Raw genomic sequence first — 18,529 nt, 5'->3', positions numbered from 1 at the left:
GTCTCCAAGCGTTGCCTATTCGAAATCGACGCCCTGCGGAATGCCATCCACATAGACCTGACGGCGTTCGACGCGGCGCACCTCCACCTTACCCGTCTTCAAACCCTGGGCGACGCGGTCATCCTCGGCCTTGGTCAGGGAGGGGCGTTGGTGGACCCCGGCCCAGACCTTGCCGTCGAAGCGATAGAGGGTGGACGTGATCGCGGTGACGATCACCGCCTCCCTGCTGCCGGGGCGGTAGATCACCACGCAATCGGCCCGCGCCGAGCAGGCGTCATACTTGGTCAGTTGATCGAAGAGTTCGGGTGGCAGTTGCGTGCCGCGCGGCAGCACCACCAGATGCGCCGGGTCCATCCTTTCGCGCTTCGGCTCATCGTGAGGCGTCAGATCGTAACGGCTGACCTCGCCCAGCGCATGGGCGGCGGCGGCGCGGATGGCGGGCGTGGCGCCCTGCCGGGCCAGACGCCGGATCGCCGCCATCCCGCTCGGCCCGAAATCGAAGCGCAGGGCGCCCCAGTCGAAGCGCTCGGGTCTGGTGCGGCCATCCTCCAGCCTTGCCACCTGATCGCGCGTGGAGAGGGCGGCGAAGTTCAGCAGCGGCGTGGCCAGCAGCAGCGAGGCCGCCGTCAGCGCAAAGGCCAGCCGCAGATTGGCCTGCCGCAGATGCGGCGCGGCCTCGCGCCGATAGCGCAGCATGGCGACCAGATAGGCCAGCCCATAGGCGCAGGCCATGCCGGTGAAGATCACCGCCCAGAGCCGGTCGGGCGTGATGCCATATTGGTGAAGGCGCAGACCCGTGGAAAACGCCGCGATCAGCGCCAGCGGCAGCATGGCAAGGCTCAGCACCCCGGCGCTGGCGCGCAGCAGCGGGCTGCGTGCTTCGCCGGCTTCCTCTTCTCCGATCACCGCATTGGTAAGGCACAGCGCGCCGATGATGCAGCCCAGCAGGATCGGGCTGGTCGAACGGGTGGCGCTCCACAGCGGGGCAAGGCCGGTGAAGGGGATCGCCAGCAGGAAGATCAGCAGGCCCAGCGCCAGCACCGGCGCCAGCACCGACAGCACCGTCGTCACCACGCGTTGCAGCAGGGTGAGCATGGCGGAACGGTCGCGCAGCAGGGCGATGCCCGCCCCCAGCGCCGCGCCGGTCAGGGTGAAGGCCATCCATTCCTTGTTGAGCAGCTTTTCCAGCCCGTCGATGCCGATCAGCTTGAAGAGCTGCCCCAGCAGAAGCGCCATCGCCCAGACCACGCCGACAAAACCCCATGCCGCAATCCCCAGCACGGCATCGGTCCAGGCATGGGGGTGAACCTCGCGATAGGAGAGCTGCCAGACCAGCGGGCTTGCTGTTTCCTGCGCCGGCTGCGCGCTTCGCCATGCCTGAAACAGCGGCGTGGCCAGCGCAACGGCCAGCGTCGCGCAGCCGATCCGCCATGGCTGGTCCGATGCCTGCGAGGGCACATTCCAATAGACCGTCAACCCGACCAGCGCCGCTCCGATCAGCGCGAAAGCCAGAGCCCAGCGCAAACGCTTGCGTTCGATCAGCAGGCTCAGCAAAGCGGCGGCGGTGGCGATGAAGGAGGCCCCCGCCATGCGCAGATCGCGGTGGTCAAGCTCTGGAAAGTAGCGGTCTGGCCGGGCGATCCAGTAGATCGACAAGCCCGCGATGGCGCCCAGCACGGTCAGGCCCCATGCGCGCAGGGGCCAGCCATGCGGCTCGTTGTCAGAGAGGCTGGTCATCATGGCGTCCTTTCCGGCGCGCTGTTCCGTCAGGAATAGAAGGGGATCCGGTTCAGAACAAAGCTGCCGCCCTGAGGCGAGAAGACCAGTTGATCCAGGATCTCTGGCGCGTCGAGCAGATATTCGCCCTTCATCAGCGGGCCTGCTGTCTGGCCGTCATCATCATGCTGGCGGCTGAAGGCGCGGATCTTGTTGGCGCGGATCGCGGCGACCACGGCGGGGGTGAAGATCTTGTCGAATTTGGCGATGAATTGCGCGCTTGTGGCGGCACTGCGGTTGACCGGCCCTCCGGAGAAATCCTTGAAGGGCAGCTTGACCATGCCCGCCACCCTGGCCCGGTCATGAGCCAGCACGGCGCTGCGAAAATCCTCGAAGAACGCCTTGAAGCCCGGCTTGATCGGCGCGGGCGCGGCGATGGCTTGCCGGGCGGGCAGAGCCAGGGAAAAGGGCGCGCTCAGGGCAAGCAGGGCGACGAAACTCTTGATGCGGTTCATGCCATTCTCCTTGGGGGGCAGGGGCGGGACGGGGGCTGCCTGGCGGGATCGCATGAGGCGGACCCCCACATCTCTGACAGGGCCACCCGAGGGTATCGGGAAATTAATCGACGATCAATTAAAAATTCTACGCTGTACATTTTTACTGGATCAGCTATGCAGGAGCCTATGGGCAGGCGATCCGACCACAGCCGCAAAGAGTTGGAACAGATGCTGATTGTCGAAGGGCATAAGCATATGGCCGATGTCGGCTTCGCGCGTTTTTCGGCGCGGGAAGTGGCCAAGCGGATCGGCTATTCGATCGGCACGCTCTACAATGTGTTCGGCACCTATGACCAGCTGATCATCGCTATCAACACCCGCACCTTCACCCTCTGGACCGACCACCTGCGCCTTGCGCTGGAGCAGGGCGGGGCTGACCGCATCCGCGCGCTGGTGGAAGGCTATTTCAGCTTCGCCCGGGCCAATCGCAACATCTGGATGGCGATTTACGATCACCATCTGCCGCCTGATGTGACGATCCCTGAGCAGCAGCATCTGCAGCGTGGCCAGCTGACCGAGATCGTGGTGCAGGAAATTCGCGCGGTGCTGCCCGAAGCTCTGGAGGCGCAGGCGCCGCAGCTGGCGCGTTCGCTGGTGGCGACGGTGCATGGGCATTGCATGTTCGACGTTAATGGCTCCTTCGCCCTGATGGGGGAGACGGAGCCGGTTGCCCTGGCGCTGGCGAGGGTGCGGGAAAGTCTTGAGGCAAAAGGTTTTTAAGGGAAGGTGCGAGGGGGTTACCCCCTCGCATTTCCCTTCTCCTACTTTCTTTCCGCCGCTGCCAGAAGACGCCGCGCCTGCACCAGATGGGGGCGGTCGATCATCTTGCCCTCCAGCTTGAGCGCACCCGCGCCCGGGTTGGCCTCAAAGGCGGCGACCACGGCCTTAGCATGGCGGATGTCGGCTTCGCTGGGGGAGAAGCCGTGGTTGATGGTTTCGATCTGGGCGGGGTGGATGGCCATCATACCGGTGAAGCCGTCACGGCGCGCGCGGGCCACATAGGCCGCGAGGCCTGCGGGATCGCCGATGTTCGGGAAGACCGTTTCGATGGGCGCGGTGCTGGCGGCATGGGCGCCGAACAGGGTGAGGCTGCGCACCATCTCGTAAGGCGCGGTGTAGCCTCCATCGGCCTCGCGCGCGGTGGCGGCGCCGATGGCGGCAGGCAGGTCTTCCGCCCCCCATGTCAGGCCTGCGAGGTGCTGGCTGACCTGATGGTAGCTTCCCAGCTGGAAGATGGCGGCGGGGGTTTCGGTGGCGATGGGCAGGATGGGGATTGGCGCCCCGTCCAGCATGGCCGCCAGCGCTTCCACGGAGGATGCGCCCTCGGCCTTGGGCAGCACCAGACCGTCGGGGTGGTGGGGCAGGATGGCAGCCAGATCGTCGGCGGTGAGGCCGCTGTCGAGCGGGTTGATCCGCACGAAGCTGGGGCAGGGGCGGGGTCCGGCCAGCCATCGGGCGATATGCTCGCGCCCTTCGGCCTTCTTCTCCGGCGCGACGGAATCCTCAAGGTCGAGGATCAGCGCATCCGCCCCGCTGGCCGCCGCCTTGGCGAAGCGCTCGGGCCGGTCGGCGGGGGCGAAGAGCAGCGAGCGCAATCTCATGCGGCCTGTCCCTTGATCAGCGCCATGCGCAGGCATTCGCAGACCACCTCGTCGCGCTGGTTGAGCATGCGGTGGCGGAAAGTGACGATCCCCGCGCCGGGGCGCGATTGGCTGGGCTTCAGATCGGCCACCTCGGTTTCGGCGCGCAGCGTGTCACCGATAAACACCGGCTTGGGCATCACCAATTTGTCATAGCCCAGATTGGCGATCAGCGTGCCCAGCGTGGTCTCGCCCACGGATAGTCCGACCATCAGCGCAAAGGTGAAGGTGCCGTTGACGATGATCTGGCCAAACTCGCTGGCCCTGGCCGCCTCGGCATCGAGATGCAGCGGCTGCGGATTGTGAGTCATGGTCGAGAACAGCAGATTGTCGGTCTCGGTGACGGTGCGGCGGATCTCATGGGTGATCTGGTCGCCCACGGCCCATTGGTCGAAGAAACGGCCTGCCATCATGCGTTCTCCAGCTTGTCGATCCGGGCGAGCAGCGCGCCTTCGGTGACCTGGGCATCTTGCGCGGCATTCAATTCCGCCACGATGCCGTCGAAGGGGGCGAGCAGGCTGTGTTCCATCTTCATGGCCTCCACGGTGAGCAGCTTCTGGCCCTTGGTGACGTGTTGGCCCTGCGTCACCGTCACGGCGATGATCCGCCCCGGCATGGGTGAGAGAATCGCGCCATCGGCCATATCAGGCCCGCCCGTGGCGGCGGCGCGCCATGGGGCGAGGCGCCAGACCTGTCCGCCTTCGGCCACCAGCACCTCTTCCGCGCGGTCCGTTGCACCGGAAGGCGGCAGGGTGACGGTGATCTCATGGCCATCGAGCAGAAAGCGCGCCTCACGATGCGGCGGCGCATTCAGGCGGAAACCGGAGAGCGGGCCGGGCGCCATCAAGCACGCGGCGGCACGGCTCAGCGCCTGCGCCGAGGGCTGGGGCGAAGGCAGCAGCGCATCGCCCGCTCGCGCGATCAGGCCGGTATCAAGCTTCGCCCCGGCAAAGTCCGGATGCTCCAGCGCCTTGACCAGAAAAGCGGCGTTGGTCTTGAGCGGGTGGATCACCGTGTTGCTCAAAGCCCCGGCCAACTGCCTGCGCGCGGCATCGCGATCCGGCCCATGGGCGATCACCTTGGCGATCATCGGATCGTAGAAGGGCGAGATCTCCGCGCCTTGCTCCACGCCGGTGTCGATGCGGCAGCCTGCACCGATCTCGAAGCGCTCCAAAGGTCCGATGCAGGGCAGGAAACCCTTGGCCGGGTCTTCGGCATAGAGCCGCGCTTCCATCGCCCAGCCGTTGATCGCAAGCTGGTCCTGCGTGCGGGGCAGAGGCTCTCCGCTGGCGACGCGCAGCTGCCATTCCACCAGATCCTGCCCGGTGATCGCCTCGGTGACGGGATGCTCCACCTGAAGGCGGGTGTTCATCTCCATAAACCAGATGCGGTCGGCGCGCAGGCCTTCCGAGCCATCGGCGATAAATTCGATGGTGCCCGCGCCGACATAATCGACCGCCTTGCCCGCGCGCACCGCCGCGGCGCAGATCGCCGCGCGGGTGGCCTCATCCATGCCGGGAGCAGGGGCCTCCTCGATCACCTTCTGGTGGCGGCGCTGCAGCGAGCAATCGCGCTCGAACAGGTGGACGACATTGCCTTGCGTATCGCCGAAGATCTGCACCTCGATATGGCGCGGGTTGGATACCCATTTTTCCAGCAGCACGGAATCGTTGCCGAAGCTGGCGGCGGCCTCGCGGCGGCAGGAGAGCAGGGCGTCGGCGAAATCTGCCGGGGCATCCACCTTGCGCATGCCCTTGCCGCCGCCGCCCGCCACGGCCTTGATAAGGACAGGATAGCCGATGGCCTCGGCCTCGCGCGTCAGGCGTTCCTCGCTCTGGTCCTCGCCGAGGTAGCCGGGGGTGGTGGGGACGCCTGCCGCCTGCATCAGCTTTTTGGCGGCATCCTTCAGGCCCATGGCGGTGATGGCTGCGGGCGGCGGGCCGATCCAGACCAGCCCCGCGTCTATCACAGCCTGCGCAAATTCGGCATTTTCGCTCAGGAAGCCATAGCCGGGATGGATGGCCTGCGCGCCGGTCTGCTGCGCGGCGGCGATGATCCGCGCGCCGTCCAGATAGCTTTCGCGCGCGGGAGACGCTCCGATATGCACCGCCTCATCGGCAAGGCGTACATGCAGGGCATTCGCATCGGCATCGGAATAGACCGCCACGCTGCGCAGTCCAAGGCGGCGCGCAGTGCGGATGATGCGGCAGGCGATTTCGCCGCGATTGGCGATCAGGACGGATGTCAGCATTGGTCTTATCCTTCCATCACATCCGGAACACGCCGAATTTCGCGGCGGCGGGCACCGGCGCATTCAGCGTGGCGGCAAAGGCCAGACCCAGCACGTCGCGCGTCTGGGCCGGGTCAATGATGCCATCGTCCCACAGGCGCGCGGTGGCGTAATAGGGGTTGCCCTCATCCTCATACTTCTGGCGGATCGGGGCCTTGAAGGCCTCGGCCTGCTGCGGCGTCCAGCTGGCGGCATCGCGGTGGACGGTGGCCAGTACGCTGGCGGCCTGCTCGCCGCCCATCACGCTGATGCGCGCGTTCGGCCAGGTGAAGAGGAAGCGCGGCTGATAGGCGCGCCCGCACATGCCGTAATTGCCCGCCCCGAAACTGCCGCCGATCAGCACGGTGATCTTGGGCACAGAGGCGGTGGCAACGGCGGTCACCAGCTTGGCGCCATGTTTGGCGATGCCCTCGGCCTCATATTTGCCGCCGACCATAAAGCCGGAAATGTTCTGCAAAAACAGCAGCGGGATGCGGCGCTGGCAGGCCAGCTCGATAAAATGCGCGCCCTTGAGGGCACTTTCGCTGAACAGCACGCCATTGTTGGCCAGCACCGCCACCGGAAGCCCGTGGATATGCGCAAAGCCGCAGACCAGCGTGGTGCCATAGAGCGGCTTGAACTCATGGAACTCGCTGCCATCGACGATCCGCGCGATCACCTCGCGCACATCATAGGGCGCGCGCACATCCTGCGGGATGATGCCATACAGCTCTTGCGGATCATACTTCGGCGGTTTGGGCGCCCGCAGATTGAGATCGATGGGCGGCGCGGGCGGGAAGGTGGAGACGATGTCGCGCAGGATCGAGAGCGCATGCTCATCATTCTCCGCGACATGATCGACCACGCCGGATGTGCGGCCATGCAGATCGCCGCCGCCCAGATCCTCGGCGGAGATCACCTCGCCGGTGGCGGCCTGCACCAGCGGCGGCCCGGCCAGGAAAATGGTGCCCTGATGGCGCACGATCACGCTCTCGTCGCACATGGCGGGCACATAGGCGCCGCCCGCCGTGCAACTGCCCATCACGCAGGCGATCTGCGGAATGCCCTGCGCCGACATCTGCGCCTGATTGAAGAAGATGCGCCCGAAATGGTCGCGATCCGGAAAGACCTCGGCCTGATTGGGCAGGTTGGCGCCGCCGCTGTCCACCAGATAGAGGCAGGGCAGGCGGTTCTCCAGCGCGATCTCCTGAGCGCGCAGATGCTTCTTCACCGAAAGCGGGAAATAGGTGCCGCCCTTCACCGTGGCATCATTGCAGGCGATCATCACCTGCCGCCCGGAGACGCGCCCGATCCCGGCGATGATGCCCGCGCCGGGCACCTCATCGCCGTAAAGGCCATGGGCGGCCAGCTGCCCGATTTCCAGAAAGGGGCTGCCCGGATCGAGCAGCCGCTCCACCCTTTCGCGGGGCAGCAGCTTGCCACGCGCGACATGTTTGGCGCGGGCGGAGTGTGAACCGCCTTGCGCGGCGGCGGCCACCTTCTCGCGCAGTTCCTGCGCCAGAGCGCGGTTGTGCTCGGTGTGGGTGCCGGCAGGCAGCTTGCTGTCGATCACGGGGGCGCTCATCAGCCGATCAACTCCCGCCCGATCAGCATGCGGCGGATCTCATTGGTCCCCGCGCCGATGTCGAGCAATTTGGCATCGCGCAGAAAACGCTCCACCGGCCAGTCCTTGGTGTAGCCCGCGCCGCCCAGCGCCTGCACCGCTTCCAGCGCGGTCTTCACGGCATTTTCGCTGGCCAGCAGGATGGCGCCCGCCGCATCGAAACGGGTGGTGCGCCCGGCGTCGCAGGCCTTGGCCACGGCATAGACATAGGCCCGCGCGGAATTGAGCGCGACATACATATCGGCCACCTTGGCCTGCATCAGTTGGAAGGTGCCGATGGCTTTGCCGAACTGCTTGCGCTCGCGCACATAGGGCAGCACCACGTCCAGACAGGCCTGCATGATCCCCAGCTGGATGCCCGCCAGCACGGTGCGCTCATAATCGAGGCCCGACATCAGCACGCCCGCGCCGCCGTTCAGCGGCCCCATGATGTTCTCTTCGGGCACCTCGCAGTCGGTGAAGACCAGCTCGGCGGTGGGGGAGCCGCGCATGCCCATCTTGTCGATCTTCTGGCCGATGGAGAAGCCCTTGAAGTCCTTCTCGATCAGGAAGGTGGTGATGCCCTTCGACCCTTCGCCGGTCTTGGCATAGACCACCAAAGTATCGGCATAGGCGGCATTGGTGATCCAGAATTTGGTGCCGTTGAGGATGTAGCGGTCGCCCTTTTTCTCGGCCTTCAGCTTCATCGAGACCACATCGGAGCCAGCGCCCGCCTCGGACATGGCCAGAGAGCCGACATGTTCGCCCGAAATCAGCCTGGGCAGGTACTTGGCCTTCTGCGCCTCATTGCCCCAGCGGCGGATCTGGTTGACGCAGAGGTTGGAATGCGCGCCATAGCTCAGGCCGATGGAGGCCGAGGCGCGGGCCACTTCCTCCTGCGCCACCACATGCTCCAGATAGCCCAGACCAAGGCCGCCGAACGCTTCCTCCACGGTGATGCCATGCAGACCCAGCGCGCCCATCTCGGGCCACAGATCGCGGGGGAACCAGTCCTTGGCGTCGATCTCCGCCGCCAGTGGAGCGATGCGCTCGGCAGCGAAACGGGTGGTGCTGTCGCGGATCATCTCGGCGTTTTCACCAAGCCCGAAATCGAAATCGCTCACGGCATCTCTCCTCTTTTGCCGCAGGTTAACGTGCCGGGCGGATTGAGGGAAATTGAAGTTTGTACCGGTACTGCATTGATCGTATCTATGAAGCCAATATCCGCCCAGCAGAAGCCCTCAGCATGTTCGACCGTTATCTGATCCGCTATTTCCTCGCCGTGGTGGATCACGGCAGCTTTTCCCGCGCGGCGGCGGCCTGCCATGTCACGCAGCCCACGCTTTCGGTGGGCATCGGCAAGCTGGAGCGCGCGCTGGAGAATGTGCTGCTGATCCGCTCCAACCAGCGGGTGGAGCTGACCGAGGCGGGCGCGCGCTTTCTGCCCCATGCGCGGCGGATCGAGCGGGCCTTCAACATTGCGGCGCAGGATATGATCGGGGCCACCGATCTGCCCGTGCTGCGGCTGGGCGTGCTGAGCAGCGTGCCGGATGCGGTGGTGGCGCAGGCCGTGGCGGAAACGCGCCCCACGCAAACCCATCGCTTCGAACTGCTGTTCGGCGACGAGCGCGAATTGCTCAGCCATCTGGCCAAGGGGCGGATCGATCTGGCGCTCACGCTGGTGGATCGCGGCTCAAGGCGTTTTCTGGAGCGGGTGATCCTCACCGAGCCTTATGCGCTGGCCATTCCCGCCACGCATCCGCTGGCCGGCGAGGCCGAGATCACGGCGGAGCAACTGGCCCATGAGGTGATGATCGTGCGCCGCCATTGCGAGGCGCTGTCCGAAACCAGCCGCTTCTTCACCGAACGCGGCGTGCGCCCGCATTTCGCGCTGCGCTCGACCAACGATGATCGCGTGCTGCAGATGGTCGCGGCGGGGCTGGGCATTACGGTGATGCCGCGCGGCCATCGCCATGACGGCGTGGCGCGGCCCGGGCTGAAAGGCTTCAGGGCCCAGCGCAAGATCGGCTTGATGGCGGGTGACGAGAGCGAACATCTCTTCGCCGATCCACCCGCCTTGATCGCCGCCTTGACGCGGATTCTTGGGGAGCGGTAACGTCTGAAGCGGGGCCGTCGCAGGCCCCGCTCCCTATCACTCAGCGATAGCGCCAGCCGCCATGCCAGGCATAGCGATGGCCCCAATAGCGATGACCGTCCCAATAGCCGTGGCCGGGATAGAAGACGCCGATCGCCAGACCGGGGGCGACGGCGACCGGGCCGGGCCCATAATTGGGGCGGCAACCGCCATAGGGGCCACGATGGAAGTCACGGCCACAACCGCCGGCGGCCTGAGCCGGGGTGATCGCTGCAAGCGAGGCGCTGAGCGCAAGCGCGGCCAGCAAAATGGTCTTCTTCATGGGATTTCTCCAATGTTGGGCTGGCCGCTTGTCTCGGCCAACCCGGGTTAAACGGGGAGTTCGAGACGATCCGTCGCGCGTTTCGCAGAATTTTTTGTTTCAGGTCAGCGGCGCTGCCCCGACGGAGTTCGCCGCCTGCGCCGTTCAAGCCATGACAGTCTCACAGGAGCGCATCATGGCTTTGACCCGAACCTTTCCCCTTTGGCTCCCTCGCCGGGCCATCCTGCTGGCCATGGCGCCGCTGGCGAGCAGCCTGCTGGGCGCCTGCGCCACCACCTATCCCGCCCCGCCGCCTCCGGGCTGGCGTGGCGAGGGCTGGGCGCGTCATGTGGCGCGCTGTGAGCGGCATTATCCGCGCTATGATCCGCGCACCGATCTGATCTATCGCCCCGGCGGCACATTCTCCTGCCCGCTTTGAGCGGCCAGCATTTCGGAGGGGGGAGGAGGATGTGCATCCGGGCGAATGCGACCCGACCCGGATGCACAGGGCCCAGTCCGGCGAGACAGGAGGGTCATTCACCGAAACCGGACGCAGTGATGGTATAGCGCCAATGCAATCGATATCCAAGATGGGGCGGGCGAAGGCTCCGGCGGGACTTCGGGGGTGTCCTGAAATGGCGCAGATGGCGTGGGAACCGTAACGCTAACGCCCAGGCCTTGGCCAGGGCATGGCCGGAGACCTTTCGCGGACGATCAGCGCGCCAGATAGCCGCCGTCGACCGGATAATAGGTGCCGGTCATGAAGGATGCGCGATCCGAGAGCAGGAAGCTGGTGAAGGCCGCGATCTCTTCCGGGCGCGCCAGCCGGTTGAAGGCATGCAGGCCGGCCAGCACCGCACGTTCCTCGTCGGTCATGGTCTTGCCCAGCGCGGGGGTCTCCACAAAGGCCGGGCCCACCGCATTCACGCGGATGCCCTGCGCGGCGTAATCGAGCGCGGCGGTCTTGGTGATGCCCACGACAGCATGCTTGGAGGTGACATAGGCTGCCGATCCGGCCCAACCCACGGCGCCCAGAATCGACGCCATGTTGACAATGGCCCCGCCGCCGGAGCGGATCATTGCCGGGATCTGATACTTCATGCCGTAGAACACGCTGTGCAGATCGACACCCACCACGCGGTGCCAGTCATCGATGGCGATGTCGGCCAGCGGGGTGGAGGGCGCGCCGATGCCCGCATTGTTCACCGCCAGATTCAGGCCGCCGAAGCGCTCCACGGCGAAGTCGACGCTGGCCTTCACCGCCCCGGCGTCGCTGACATCGACCTTGAACGGCAGGGCGCGATCCGGACCATAGGCCTGCGCCAGATGCTGGGCGCCGGCCTCGTCGAAATCGGCGATGATCACCCTTGCTCCTTGCGCCAGCAGATCCTTCACCACTGCCTCGCCGATGCCCGAGGCGCCACCGGTGACGATGGCGACCTGATCCTGAAACAAAGCCATGGAACTGCTCCTTGCTGATGGCCGCGCTGCGGCGACCGTGTATGTGTGGTGACGAAACGCGATATAAAGTACCCGGTTCCGTATCCTTTATAAGACGAAAGTCGACCGGCAAAAGTCGACAGGGAAAACGCAGATGACGGCAGGTGACAGGCAGGACGAGCCGAACCGGGCAACGGGCCGCCCCTCGCTGGAGGCGGCGGGGCAGCTTGAAGAAGCGATGATGGATGCGGCCACGCGCGTCTTCATCGAGGCGGGCTTCCGGGGCGCCAGCATGGAGGCCATCGCGCGTGACGCCGGGGTGACCAAGCGCACGCTCTATCGGCGCGCCAAGACCAAATCGGATCTCTTCGTTGCGGTGGTGGAGCGTATTGCCCGGCGCGCGGGCGTGCCTCAGCTCTCGTGTGTGGCGGCGGGCACGCTTGAGGAACGGCTGAAGACCGTCAGCGAGATTGTGCTGGGATGGTTTCTCGATCCCAATGCGGTGGCGCTCTATCGCATGATCGTGGCCGAGGCGGCGCGTCAGCCGGGGCTGGCGCTCAGCGTCGACGGGCCGTTCCAGCGGGCCAGCGAAGCTGTCGCGGCCATTCTGGCGGCGGGCGATGAGCGACCGGCCTCCACCGTCAGGCTGGCGGCGGACATGTTTGTGCGGCTGGTGGCGGGCGAGGCGCTCGACAGGGCGGCGCAGGGCATCGAGCCGGCAGGCGTGTCAGCGCAGACGCGCGAACGCGCTCACGCCGCGGTGGCCTTCTTTCTGGCCGGCTGGCAGACGTGGCGCCTCCCGCCCGCATAGGGGGCGACCCTAGGCCAGCGCAACGCAGATCGCGCCCAGCGTGATCAGGCCGATGCCCAGCCAGCCGCGCGCGCTCAGATGCTCTCCCAGCAGGAACACGCCGGCCAGCGCGACGAGGACGACGCTCAGCTTGTCAATCGGCGCAACCCTTGCCGCATCTCCCATTTTCAGCGCCCGGAAATAGCAGAGCCACGATGCCCCCGTCGCCAGACCCGAGAGGATCAGGAAGACCCAGCTGCGCGCACCGATCTGGTCAAGCGCATGGAACTTGCCCCCGAAGAGCAACATGGCGCCCAGGATCAGGACGATCACGATGGTCCGCAAAAAGGTCGCGAGATCGGAATTGAGCCCCTCGATGCCGATCTTGGCGAAGATCGCGGTCAAGGCGGCAAAAACCGCCGAAAGAAGGCTCCAGAAAAGCCATGAGGCTGAAGCGATGTTGAGCATGGTCCTGTCCTCCGGGGCCGTACTGCCTGCAGGCTTTCGGTTATGCCACCAATAACGACAGAGGTGTGGGTTCTGGTGAAGCCAGGCGCGCGTTCTGCCGGCTGCTCAGACGATATCAGGCCCTAAGGTCATGGTGATGCGCCATGTCCGGCGTGATGGGATGCATGGCGACAGGGGTGCCGATGTGTTCGGCATGCCTGGCTGATCGCGCAATGGCAGTGGAAGGAAACCGGCCTTGGCAGGCCAAATCACCACTCTTCCCAATTCATTGTTTCATAAGGAAAAAGTGGTGCCCGGGGACGGAATCGAACCGCCGACACCGTGATTTTCAGTCACGTGCTCTACCAACTGAGCTACCCGGGCATCGCCTCGATGCTGTCCGTTTTGTTACCGGTCAGCGTCTGGTTGGGGGCCTATGGCCAAGGACTCGCACCTTGGCAAGCAGGAAAATCACTCTGTGGAAAAATCGTTGGGGCGGCTGGACGAAAGGCCGTCCGATTCCTCGTCGATCACGGGGCCGGGCAGGGCATAGCCGTCCTCCAGCCACTGCATCAGATCGCGGTCGCGGCAGCGCGCCGAGCAGAAGGGCGTGTGGTCGGCGCTGCGGGGCTTGCCGCAGATGGGGCATTTGCGGTTGAGGGTCATATGTTGGATCCTAAAGAGGGATGGCCTGGGCGAAAGCGCCCTCCAGCGCCGCGATGGTTTTTCCGGGGCCGGGCGTTTCGGCCCAGCGGATCACCCGCCCGCTGCGCCGCGCCAGTTCGGCCTCCCATGCCGGGAGAATCGCTTCACGCACGGATGGGGCGCAGGTCAGCAGCAGGGCGCCGGGCTCTTCCACCCTTTCGGCGCGGCGCAGCAACAGGCGCGCGGCGGCCTGCGCGCGGTGATGCGCCAGCCTTGCCAGCAGCGATGGCCGCTCCATCCGCGCCACGATCTGCACAAAGCCGAAGCCGTTCATCGCGGTGCGTTCATGGTCATAGGCGTCCAGCGCGCTTTCCAGAGCGGTGTCCACCGCCTGCCGGTCGGCCTTGGCGGACAGCGTGGGGAAATCTATGCCGATCGAACCGGCCAGATCCAGCCAGCCGATGGCTTGCGCCACGGGTGGCACGGCGGCCAGCGCCAGATCGCGCGGGGAGAGGGGGCCGTCGATGTCGATCAGCGTCATGGCGGGGGTGGGGGAGGCGATCAGCGCGCCACCGGCAAAGGCGATCTCGCCCGACCATGCGGCCTCCCACACCTCCTCCCAGTCGCCGCCGGGGAAGTGGCGGACGATGCGTGTCGTGTGGCCCTCGCCGCGCAGGCTGTCGGCAAGTGAAGGCGCGGGGCGGGCCTCGCCGCTGGTGGGTTTGGCTTTCGCCTGCTTGAAGCGCCCCTTTTCGGCCAGAGCGGCGCGGGTGACGATCAGGCGGATCTGCGCGCCCTCGCTGGCGTCGCGCGGCAGGGAGTCGACCAGCGCTTCCTCGCCGCTGGCGAAGCGGGCGATGCCGCGCCGCGTTCCGGCAAGGCGCACCGTCAGGCGTGCGTCCTCGATCTGCCCGGCGGCCAGCATGCCCGGCCAGTCCAGCCTTGCGGCCACGACCTGACCATCCCGGTAACCGAGGGCGCGATCCTCGCCGATGCCCTGCTCGACCAGCCATTCCATGGAAAATCAGCCCAGCGGATAGCCGGCCCAACGCAGCAGCGCGCGGGTTTCATAAAGCGGCAGGCCGATCACGCCCGAATGGCTGCCCGACAGCGCGCGGATCAAGGCTTCGGCCAGGCCCTGAATGGCATAGCCGCCCGCCTTGCCCAGCCCTTCGCCGCTGGCGACATAGGCCTCGATCTCGGCCTCGCTCAGATTCTTGAAGGTGACGATGGTTTCGGACAGGCGCGACTTCTCGCGCCCCTGCGCATCCGCCACGGCCACCGAGGCGAACACCCGATGCCGCCGCCCGGCCAGCTTGCCCAGCATGGCGCGCACATCGTCGTCGGTATGCGCCTTGTCGAGGATGCGGCGGCCCAGCGCCACCGTGGTGTCGCCCGCGATCACGATCTCGCCGGGCTCGGCCTTCACCGCGCGGGCCTTTTCCTGTGCCATGCGCAGGGCATAGGCGCGGGGCACTTCGCCCTTGCGCGGATTTTCGTCGATATCGGGGCTGGCGATGCGGGTGGGCGCGACATTGAGCCGCGCCAGCAATTCCCGCCGCCGGGGCGAGGAGGAGGCCAGCACCAGCAGGGGACGTTCCTGTCCCTGCGGCTCAGCCTCCATCAGCGCGGAAACGGCGATGCTCAATAGCCGCCGGGGCCGCCACGGCCAGGCATGAAGCGGTAGGTGATGCGGCCTTTGGTGAGGTCGTAAGGCGTCAGTTCGACCAGCACCTCATCGCCCACCAGCACGCGGATGCGGTTCTTGCGCATCTTGCCGGCAGTGTGGCCGAGGATTTCGTGATCGTTCTCCAGACGCACGCGGAACATCGCATTGGGGAGAAGCTCGACCACCTGGCCGCGCATTTCGAGGAGTTCTTCTTTTGCCATCCGGTTTTTCGGTTTCCAAAGACGAGGGGGCCCAAGAGGCGGGCCGGGAAGATCAGGTGCTGATTGCTGCCTGTTTGGGCGCGCACATAGCGGCAGGCGTACCAAAAGGGAAGCCTTGGCGTGGGGTTGCCTTTGTCAAACATCGCAATCACGGCGACAGAGTGTTGCGTATTGGCCGCAACTGTATCCGGGGGGCGACAAATTAATACCCGCATCCGCTTGCGTCACACGCAGGCCACGGGCATCCGATGATCATCGCTTTTCCCTGATCCTGCCGGATATATTGTGTCTGGCCCGCGGAGTTTCAAGACCTTGTCGAGGCTGTCTTCTTCATCGATGGTGGCGCTGTGCGCCCTCCTCCCTGTTCTGATGGCAGCCCCTGCTCAGGCGCAGACCACCGATACGACGCCTGTTACAAAGTCTGGCGGGCTGACGGACGATGCCACCAATAATCCGGTGCCCACCGGCGTGGTCCATGCCAAGGACACCAAGGGCAAGGAAATCGTCGTGATCGGCGAGAGGATTCCGGGGCAGGTGGAGGCCGCGCAGCCCCCGCTGGCGGTGATGGATGAGGAAGACATCGCCGCTTACGGCGTCAATTCGATCAGCGATCTGCTCGATGCGATCTCGCCGGAGACGGGCACGGGGCGCGGGCGTGGTTCGACCGGGCCGGTCATTCTGGTCAATGGCCAGCGTATCTCCTCCTTCCGTGAAATTCGCGACTATCCGCCCGAAGCGATCCGCCGCGTGGAAATCCTGCCCGAGGAAGTGGCGCTGCGCTTCGGCTATTCGCCCGATCAGCGCGTGGTCAATTTCATCCTGAAGGATCTGTTCAAGAGCAAGGTGCTGGACGGCACCTTCAAATCGCCCACGCGCGGCGGCACCTCGACGGTGGCGGGGCAGGCCAATGCGTTGAACATCGATCACGGCAAGCGTTTCAACATCTCGGCCAAGGCCGATTACACCAGTCCGCTGACCGAGGCCGAGCGCGGCGTCACGCAGACCGCGGGGACCACGCCCACGGTGGCCAGTGATCCGCAGCCGGGCAAGTACCGCACGCTGACGGATTCCACGAAGGATTACACGCTCAACGCCACCTATACGATGCCGCTGTCCAAGAAGATCATGTCGGGCACGCTGGCGATCAACGGCACAGCCGCGCGCACCGACACGACGGGCCTCAATGGCCTGAACACGGTGACCATGACCGATCCGAACGGCAACACGGCGGTGCGCACCTATCCCGGCGCGCTGCGCCAGTTCAGCCGCACCGACACCTTCAGCCTTGGCCTCACGCTCAACAAACCGGTGGGGCTGTGGAACCTCTCGGCGACCTTCGACGGCAGCCATGCCGATGCCACCACCCGCAATGACAACCGCTACTCCACCACCAGCACGGCCTACACCGATATGCTGGCGCAGGCTGCGGCGGGGACGCTTTCGCTGACGGGGGCGCTGCCCTCGCTGCCCGATGCGGGGCAGAACACCTCCAAGAGCATCACCAACTCCTTCACCAGCCTTGTCACCTTCGGCGGGCGCGTGATCCGCCTGCCGGGCGGCCATATGGCGCTGACCACCAAGGCGGGCTTCGCCTATACCGCGCTCGACAGCCACAGCACGCTGGGCATGGGCAACAATCTGAAGCGTGGCGATCTGTCGGCCGGCTTCAATCTGGCGATCCCCATCACCAGCCGCCGCGAGAATTTCGGCGCGGCGGTGGGTGATATCACGCTGAACGTCTCGGGCGGCCTCGACAATCTCTCGGACTTCGGGGTGATCACCAACTGGACCGGTGGCGTCACCTGGGGCATCACCCCCAAGCTGAGCCTGCAGGCCAGCTATATCTTCAACCAGGAAGCGCCGAGCCTGGCCAATCTGGGCGGCGCGCAGACCATCAGCTACAACCAGACGATCTATGATTTCGTGAAGGGCCAGTCCGTGCTGGCCACCGTCATCACCGGCGGCAACCGCAATCTGGTGCGCGAGAGCCGCAATGACATCAAGCTGGGGATCAACTGGACCCTGCCGGTGGTCAAGAACTCCAATCTGATCGTGGAGTATTTCGACAACCGCTCGAAGAATGTCTCCTCCAGCTTCCCGGCGCTGACGGCGGCGGTGCTGGGCGCCTATCCGGGCCGCGTGACGCGCGATCCCACCACCGGCGACATCACCCAGATCGACGAAACCCCGGTCACCATCGCCAGCCAGCATGAAAAGCGCCTGCGCTGGGGCTTCAACCTGTTTGGCAACATCGGCAAGCCGCTGCCTCCGGTGCGCCGCCGCTTCGGCATGGGCGGGCCCGGCGGTCCGGGCGAGGGTGGTCCCCCGCCGGGTGGTCCGCCTCCCGGTGAGGGTGGTTCCCCCCCGGGTGAAGGCGGCGGTGGACGCAGCGGCGGCGGCGAAGGTGGCGGCTCGGGCGGTGGCGCCGGCGGCGGGGCTGGCGCTTCGGGGGCGACCGCAGGCGGCGGCTCGGGCGCGGCGTTGAGTTCCAGCGGCGGCGGCCGCTCAGGCGGTGGCGGCGGCGGTTTCGGCGGCGGCCCCGGTGGTGGTGGTCCCGGCGGGCCGGGCGGCGGCTTTGGCGGCCCTCCTCCGGGCGGTGGCGGCGGTGGTCGCGACCGGGCGCGTTATCCGGGGCGCTGGAATGTCTCGATCTATCACACGGTCAATTTCCTCGACCGCGTCGAGCTGGTGCCCGGGGCACAAGCACTCGACCTGCTGGGGGGCGACACGATCAGCTCGGGCGGCGGCGTGGCGGTGCATTCCATCGCGCTGGATGCGGGCGGATCGTACAAGGGCATGGGCCTGCGCTTCAGCGGCAGCTGGTCCTCCACCACCCATGTGAAGGGCAGCGGCGCGCCGGGCGCGACCGATCTGCGCTTCGGATCGGTGCTGACGCTCAATGCCCGCGTCTTCGTGGATCTGGGGCAGCAGGCCAGCCTGGTGAAGAAGTCGAATTTCTTCAAGAACGCCCGCGTTTCCTTCGGCGTGAACGACCTGCTCGACAATTACAGCAAGGTCACCAACAGCAATGGCGTGACGCCCACCGCCTATCAGTGGCCCTATATTTCGGCCAACCGGCGCACCGTCTCGCTGGAGCTGCGGAAATTGTTCTAACTTTGATCTGTGGGGAGGGGCG

The 18,529-nt window shown here is 66.0% G+C and carries 19 protein-coding genes and 1 tRNA gene; 5 read left to right on the top strand and 15 right to left on the bottom strand.

Features of this window, described 5'->3' with window-relative positions; genetic code table 11:
* Positions 1–15: 15 nt before the first annotated feature.
* A complete protein-coding gene (locus SR3_RS02500; RefSeq protein ID WP_169805542.1) occupies positions 16–1,737 on the bottom strand; it encodes a DUF4153 domain-containing protein in 1,722 nt (573 codons plus the stop codon).
* 29 nt (positions 1,738–1,766) lie between these two features.
* Positions 1,767–2,231: a hypothetical protein gene (locus tag SR3_RS02495; RefSeq protein ID WP_068080300.1), complete on the bottom strand. Its 465-nt coding sequence runs from the start codon at positions 2,229–2,231 to the stop codon at positions 1,767–1,769.
* Positions 2,232–2,441: 210 nt separating this feature from the next.
* Between SR3_RS02495 and SR3_RS02490 the strand changes: the two genes are divergently transcribed.
* Entirely contained in the window at positions 2,442–2,993 is a 552-nt protein-coding gene (locus SR3_RS02490) for a TetR/AcrR family transcriptional regulator (RefSeq protein ID WP_245653737.1), read from the top strand.
* 41 nt (positions 2,994–3,034) lie between these two features.
* Here SR3_RS02490 and SR3_RS02485 read toward each other — a convergent pair whose 3' ends face one another.
* From SR3_RS02485 to SR3_RS02465, 5 genes are read right to left on the bottom strand one after another with little or no spacing between them, the layout of a single operon-like run.
* Positions 3,035–3,874, bottom strand: a complete 840-nt coding sequence (locus SR3_RS02485; RefSeq protein WP_068080296.1) for an HpcH/HpaI aldolase/citrate lyase family protein — start codon at positions 3,872–3,874, stop codon at positions 3,035–3,037.
* Entirely contained in the window at positions 3,871–4,323 is a 453-nt protein-coding gene (locus tag SR3_RS02480; protein ID WP_068080358.1) for a MaoC family dehydratase, read from the bottom strand. The genes SR3_RS02485 and SR3_RS02480 overlap by 4 nt, the downstream gene beginning before the upstream one ends.
* Positions 4,323–6,164, bottom strand: coding sequence for an acetyl/propionyl/methylcrotonyl-CoA carboxylase subunit alpha (locus SR3_RS02475; RefSeq protein WP_068080294.1), 1,842 nt, complete (start codon positions 6,162–6,164; stop codon positions 4,323–4,325). Before SR3_RS02475 ends, SR3_RS02480 begins: the two co-directional genes overlap by 1 nt.
* A gap of 16 nt (positions 6,165–6,180) precedes the next feature.
* Positions 6,181–7,767, bottom strand: a complete 1,587-nt coding sequence (locus SR3_RS02470; protein WP_068080292.1) for a carboxyl transferase domain-containing protein — start codon at positions 7,765–7,767, stop codon at positions 6,181–6,183.
* The gene (locus SR3_RS02465) at positions 7,767–8,909 is read right to left on the bottom strand and encodes an isovaleryl-CoA dehydrogenase (protein ID WP_068080290.1); all 1,143 of its coding nucleotides are present in this window, start codon (positions 8,907–8,909) and stop codon (positions 7,767–7,769) included. The genes SR3_RS02470 and SR3_RS02465 overlap by 1 nt, the downstream gene beginning before the upstream one ends.
* A 122-nt stretch (positions 8,910–9,031) precedes the next feature.
* Here SR3_RS02465 and SR3_RS02460 point away from each other — a divergent pair, with 122 nt between their 5' ends.
* Positions 9,032–9,901, top strand: coding sequence for a LysR family transcriptional regulator (locus tag SR3_RS02460; RefSeq protein ID WP_068080288.1), 870 nt, complete (start codon positions 9,032–9,034; stop codon positions 9,899–9,901).
* 40 nt (positions 9,902–9,941) lie between these two features.
* On the opposite strand, the gene SR3_RS02455 is transcribed toward SR3_RS02460, so the two are convergent.
* Positions 9,942–10,202, bottom strand: coding sequence for a GCG_CRPN prefix-to-repeats domain-containing protein (locus SR3_RS02455; RefSeq protein ID WP_068080286.1), 261 nt, complete (start codon positions 10,200–10,202; stop codon positions 9,942–9,944).
* Between the two features lie 175 nt (positions 10,203–10,377).
* Between SR3_RS02455 and SR3_RS02450 the strand changes: the two genes are divergently transcribed.
* Positions 10,378–10,620, top strand: a complete 243-nt coding sequence (locus SR3_RS02450) for a hypothetical protein (protein WP_068080285.1) — start codon at positions 10,378–10,380, stop codon at positions 10,618–10,620.
* Positions 10,621–10,895: 275 nt separating this feature from the next.
* On the opposite strand, the gene SR3_RS02445 is transcribed toward SR3_RS02450, so the two are convergent.
* Positions 10,896–11,642: an SDR family NAD(P)-dependent oxidoreductase gene (locus tag SR3_RS02445; protein ID WP_068080282.1), complete on the bottom strand. Its 747-nt coding sequence runs from the start codon at positions 11,640–11,642 to the stop codon at positions 10,896–10,898.
* A 133-nt stretch (positions 11,643–11,775) separates the two neighbouring features.
* Here SR3_RS02445 and SR3_RS02440 point away from each other — a divergent pair, with 133 nt between their 5' ends.
* Entirely contained in the window at positions 11,776–12,432 is a 657-nt protein-coding gene (locus SR3_RS02440; RefSeq protein ID WP_068080280.1) for a TetR/AcrR family transcriptional regulator, read from the top strand.
* Between the two features lie 9 nt (positions 12,433–12,441).
* Here the strand turns inward: SR3_RS02440 and SR3_RS02435 are convergent, their stop codons facing one another.
* From SR3_RS02435 to infA, 6 genes are all read right to left on the bottom strand, one after another.
* Positions 12,442–12,879: an EamA family transporter gene (locus SR3_RS02435; protein ID WP_068080278.1), complete on the bottom strand. Its 438-nt coding sequence runs from the start codon at positions 12,877–12,879 to the stop codon at positions 12,442–12,444.
* Between the two features lie 287 nt (positions 12,880–13,166).
* A tRNA-Phe gene (locus SR3_RS02430) sits at positions 13,167–13,242 on the bottom strand.
* A gap of 87 nt (positions 13,243–13,329) precedes the next feature.
* Positions 13,330–13,524, bottom strand: a complete 195-nt coding sequence (yacG, locus tag SR3_RS02425; protein ID WP_068080276.1) for a DNA gyrase inhibitor YacG — start codon at positions 13,522–13,524, stop codon at positions 13,330–13,332.
* Positions 13,525–13,534: 10 nt separating this feature from the next.
* Entirely contained in the window at positions 13,535–14,521 is a 987-nt protein-coding gene (locus tag SR3_RS02420) for a ribonuclease (RefSeq protein ID WP_068080273.1), read from the bottom strand.
* A 6-nt stretch (positions 14,522–14,527) separates the two neighbouring features.
* Positions 14,528–15,127 carry a Maf family protein gene (locus SR3_RS02415; RefSeq protein WP_068080355.1) on the bottom strand — a complete coding sequence of 200 codons (600 nt, stop codon included), beginning with the start codon at positions 15,125–15,127 and terminating at the stop codon, positions 14,528–14,530.
* A 20-nt stretch (positions 15,128–15,147) separates the two neighbouring features.
* Positions 15,148–15,393 carry a translation initiation factor IF-1 gene (gene infA, locus SR3_RS02410; RefSeq protein ID WP_068080272.1) on the bottom strand — a complete coding sequence of 82 codons (246 nt, stop codon included), beginning with the start codon at positions 15,391–15,393 and terminating at the stop codon, positions 15,148–15,150.
* Between the two features lie 312 nt (positions 15,394–15,705).
* Between infA and SR3_RS02405 the strand changes: the two genes are divergently transcribed.
* Entirely contained in the window at positions 15,706–18,507 is a 2,802-nt protein-coding gene (locus SR3_RS02405; RefSeq protein ID WP_157098586.1) for a TonB-dependent receptor, read from the top strand.
* The last annotated feature ends 22 nt before the right edge of the window (positions 18,508–18,529 follow it).

Source organism: Novosphingobium rosa NBRC 15208, from assembly GCF_001598555.1.
Lineage (GTDB): Bacteria > Pseudomonadota > Alphaproteobacteria > Sphingomonadales > Sphingomonadaceae > Novosphingobium > Novosphingobium rosa.
Note: the sequence above shows the minus strand (reverse complement) of the source record. Positions and strands in the feature narration are given on the sequence as shown.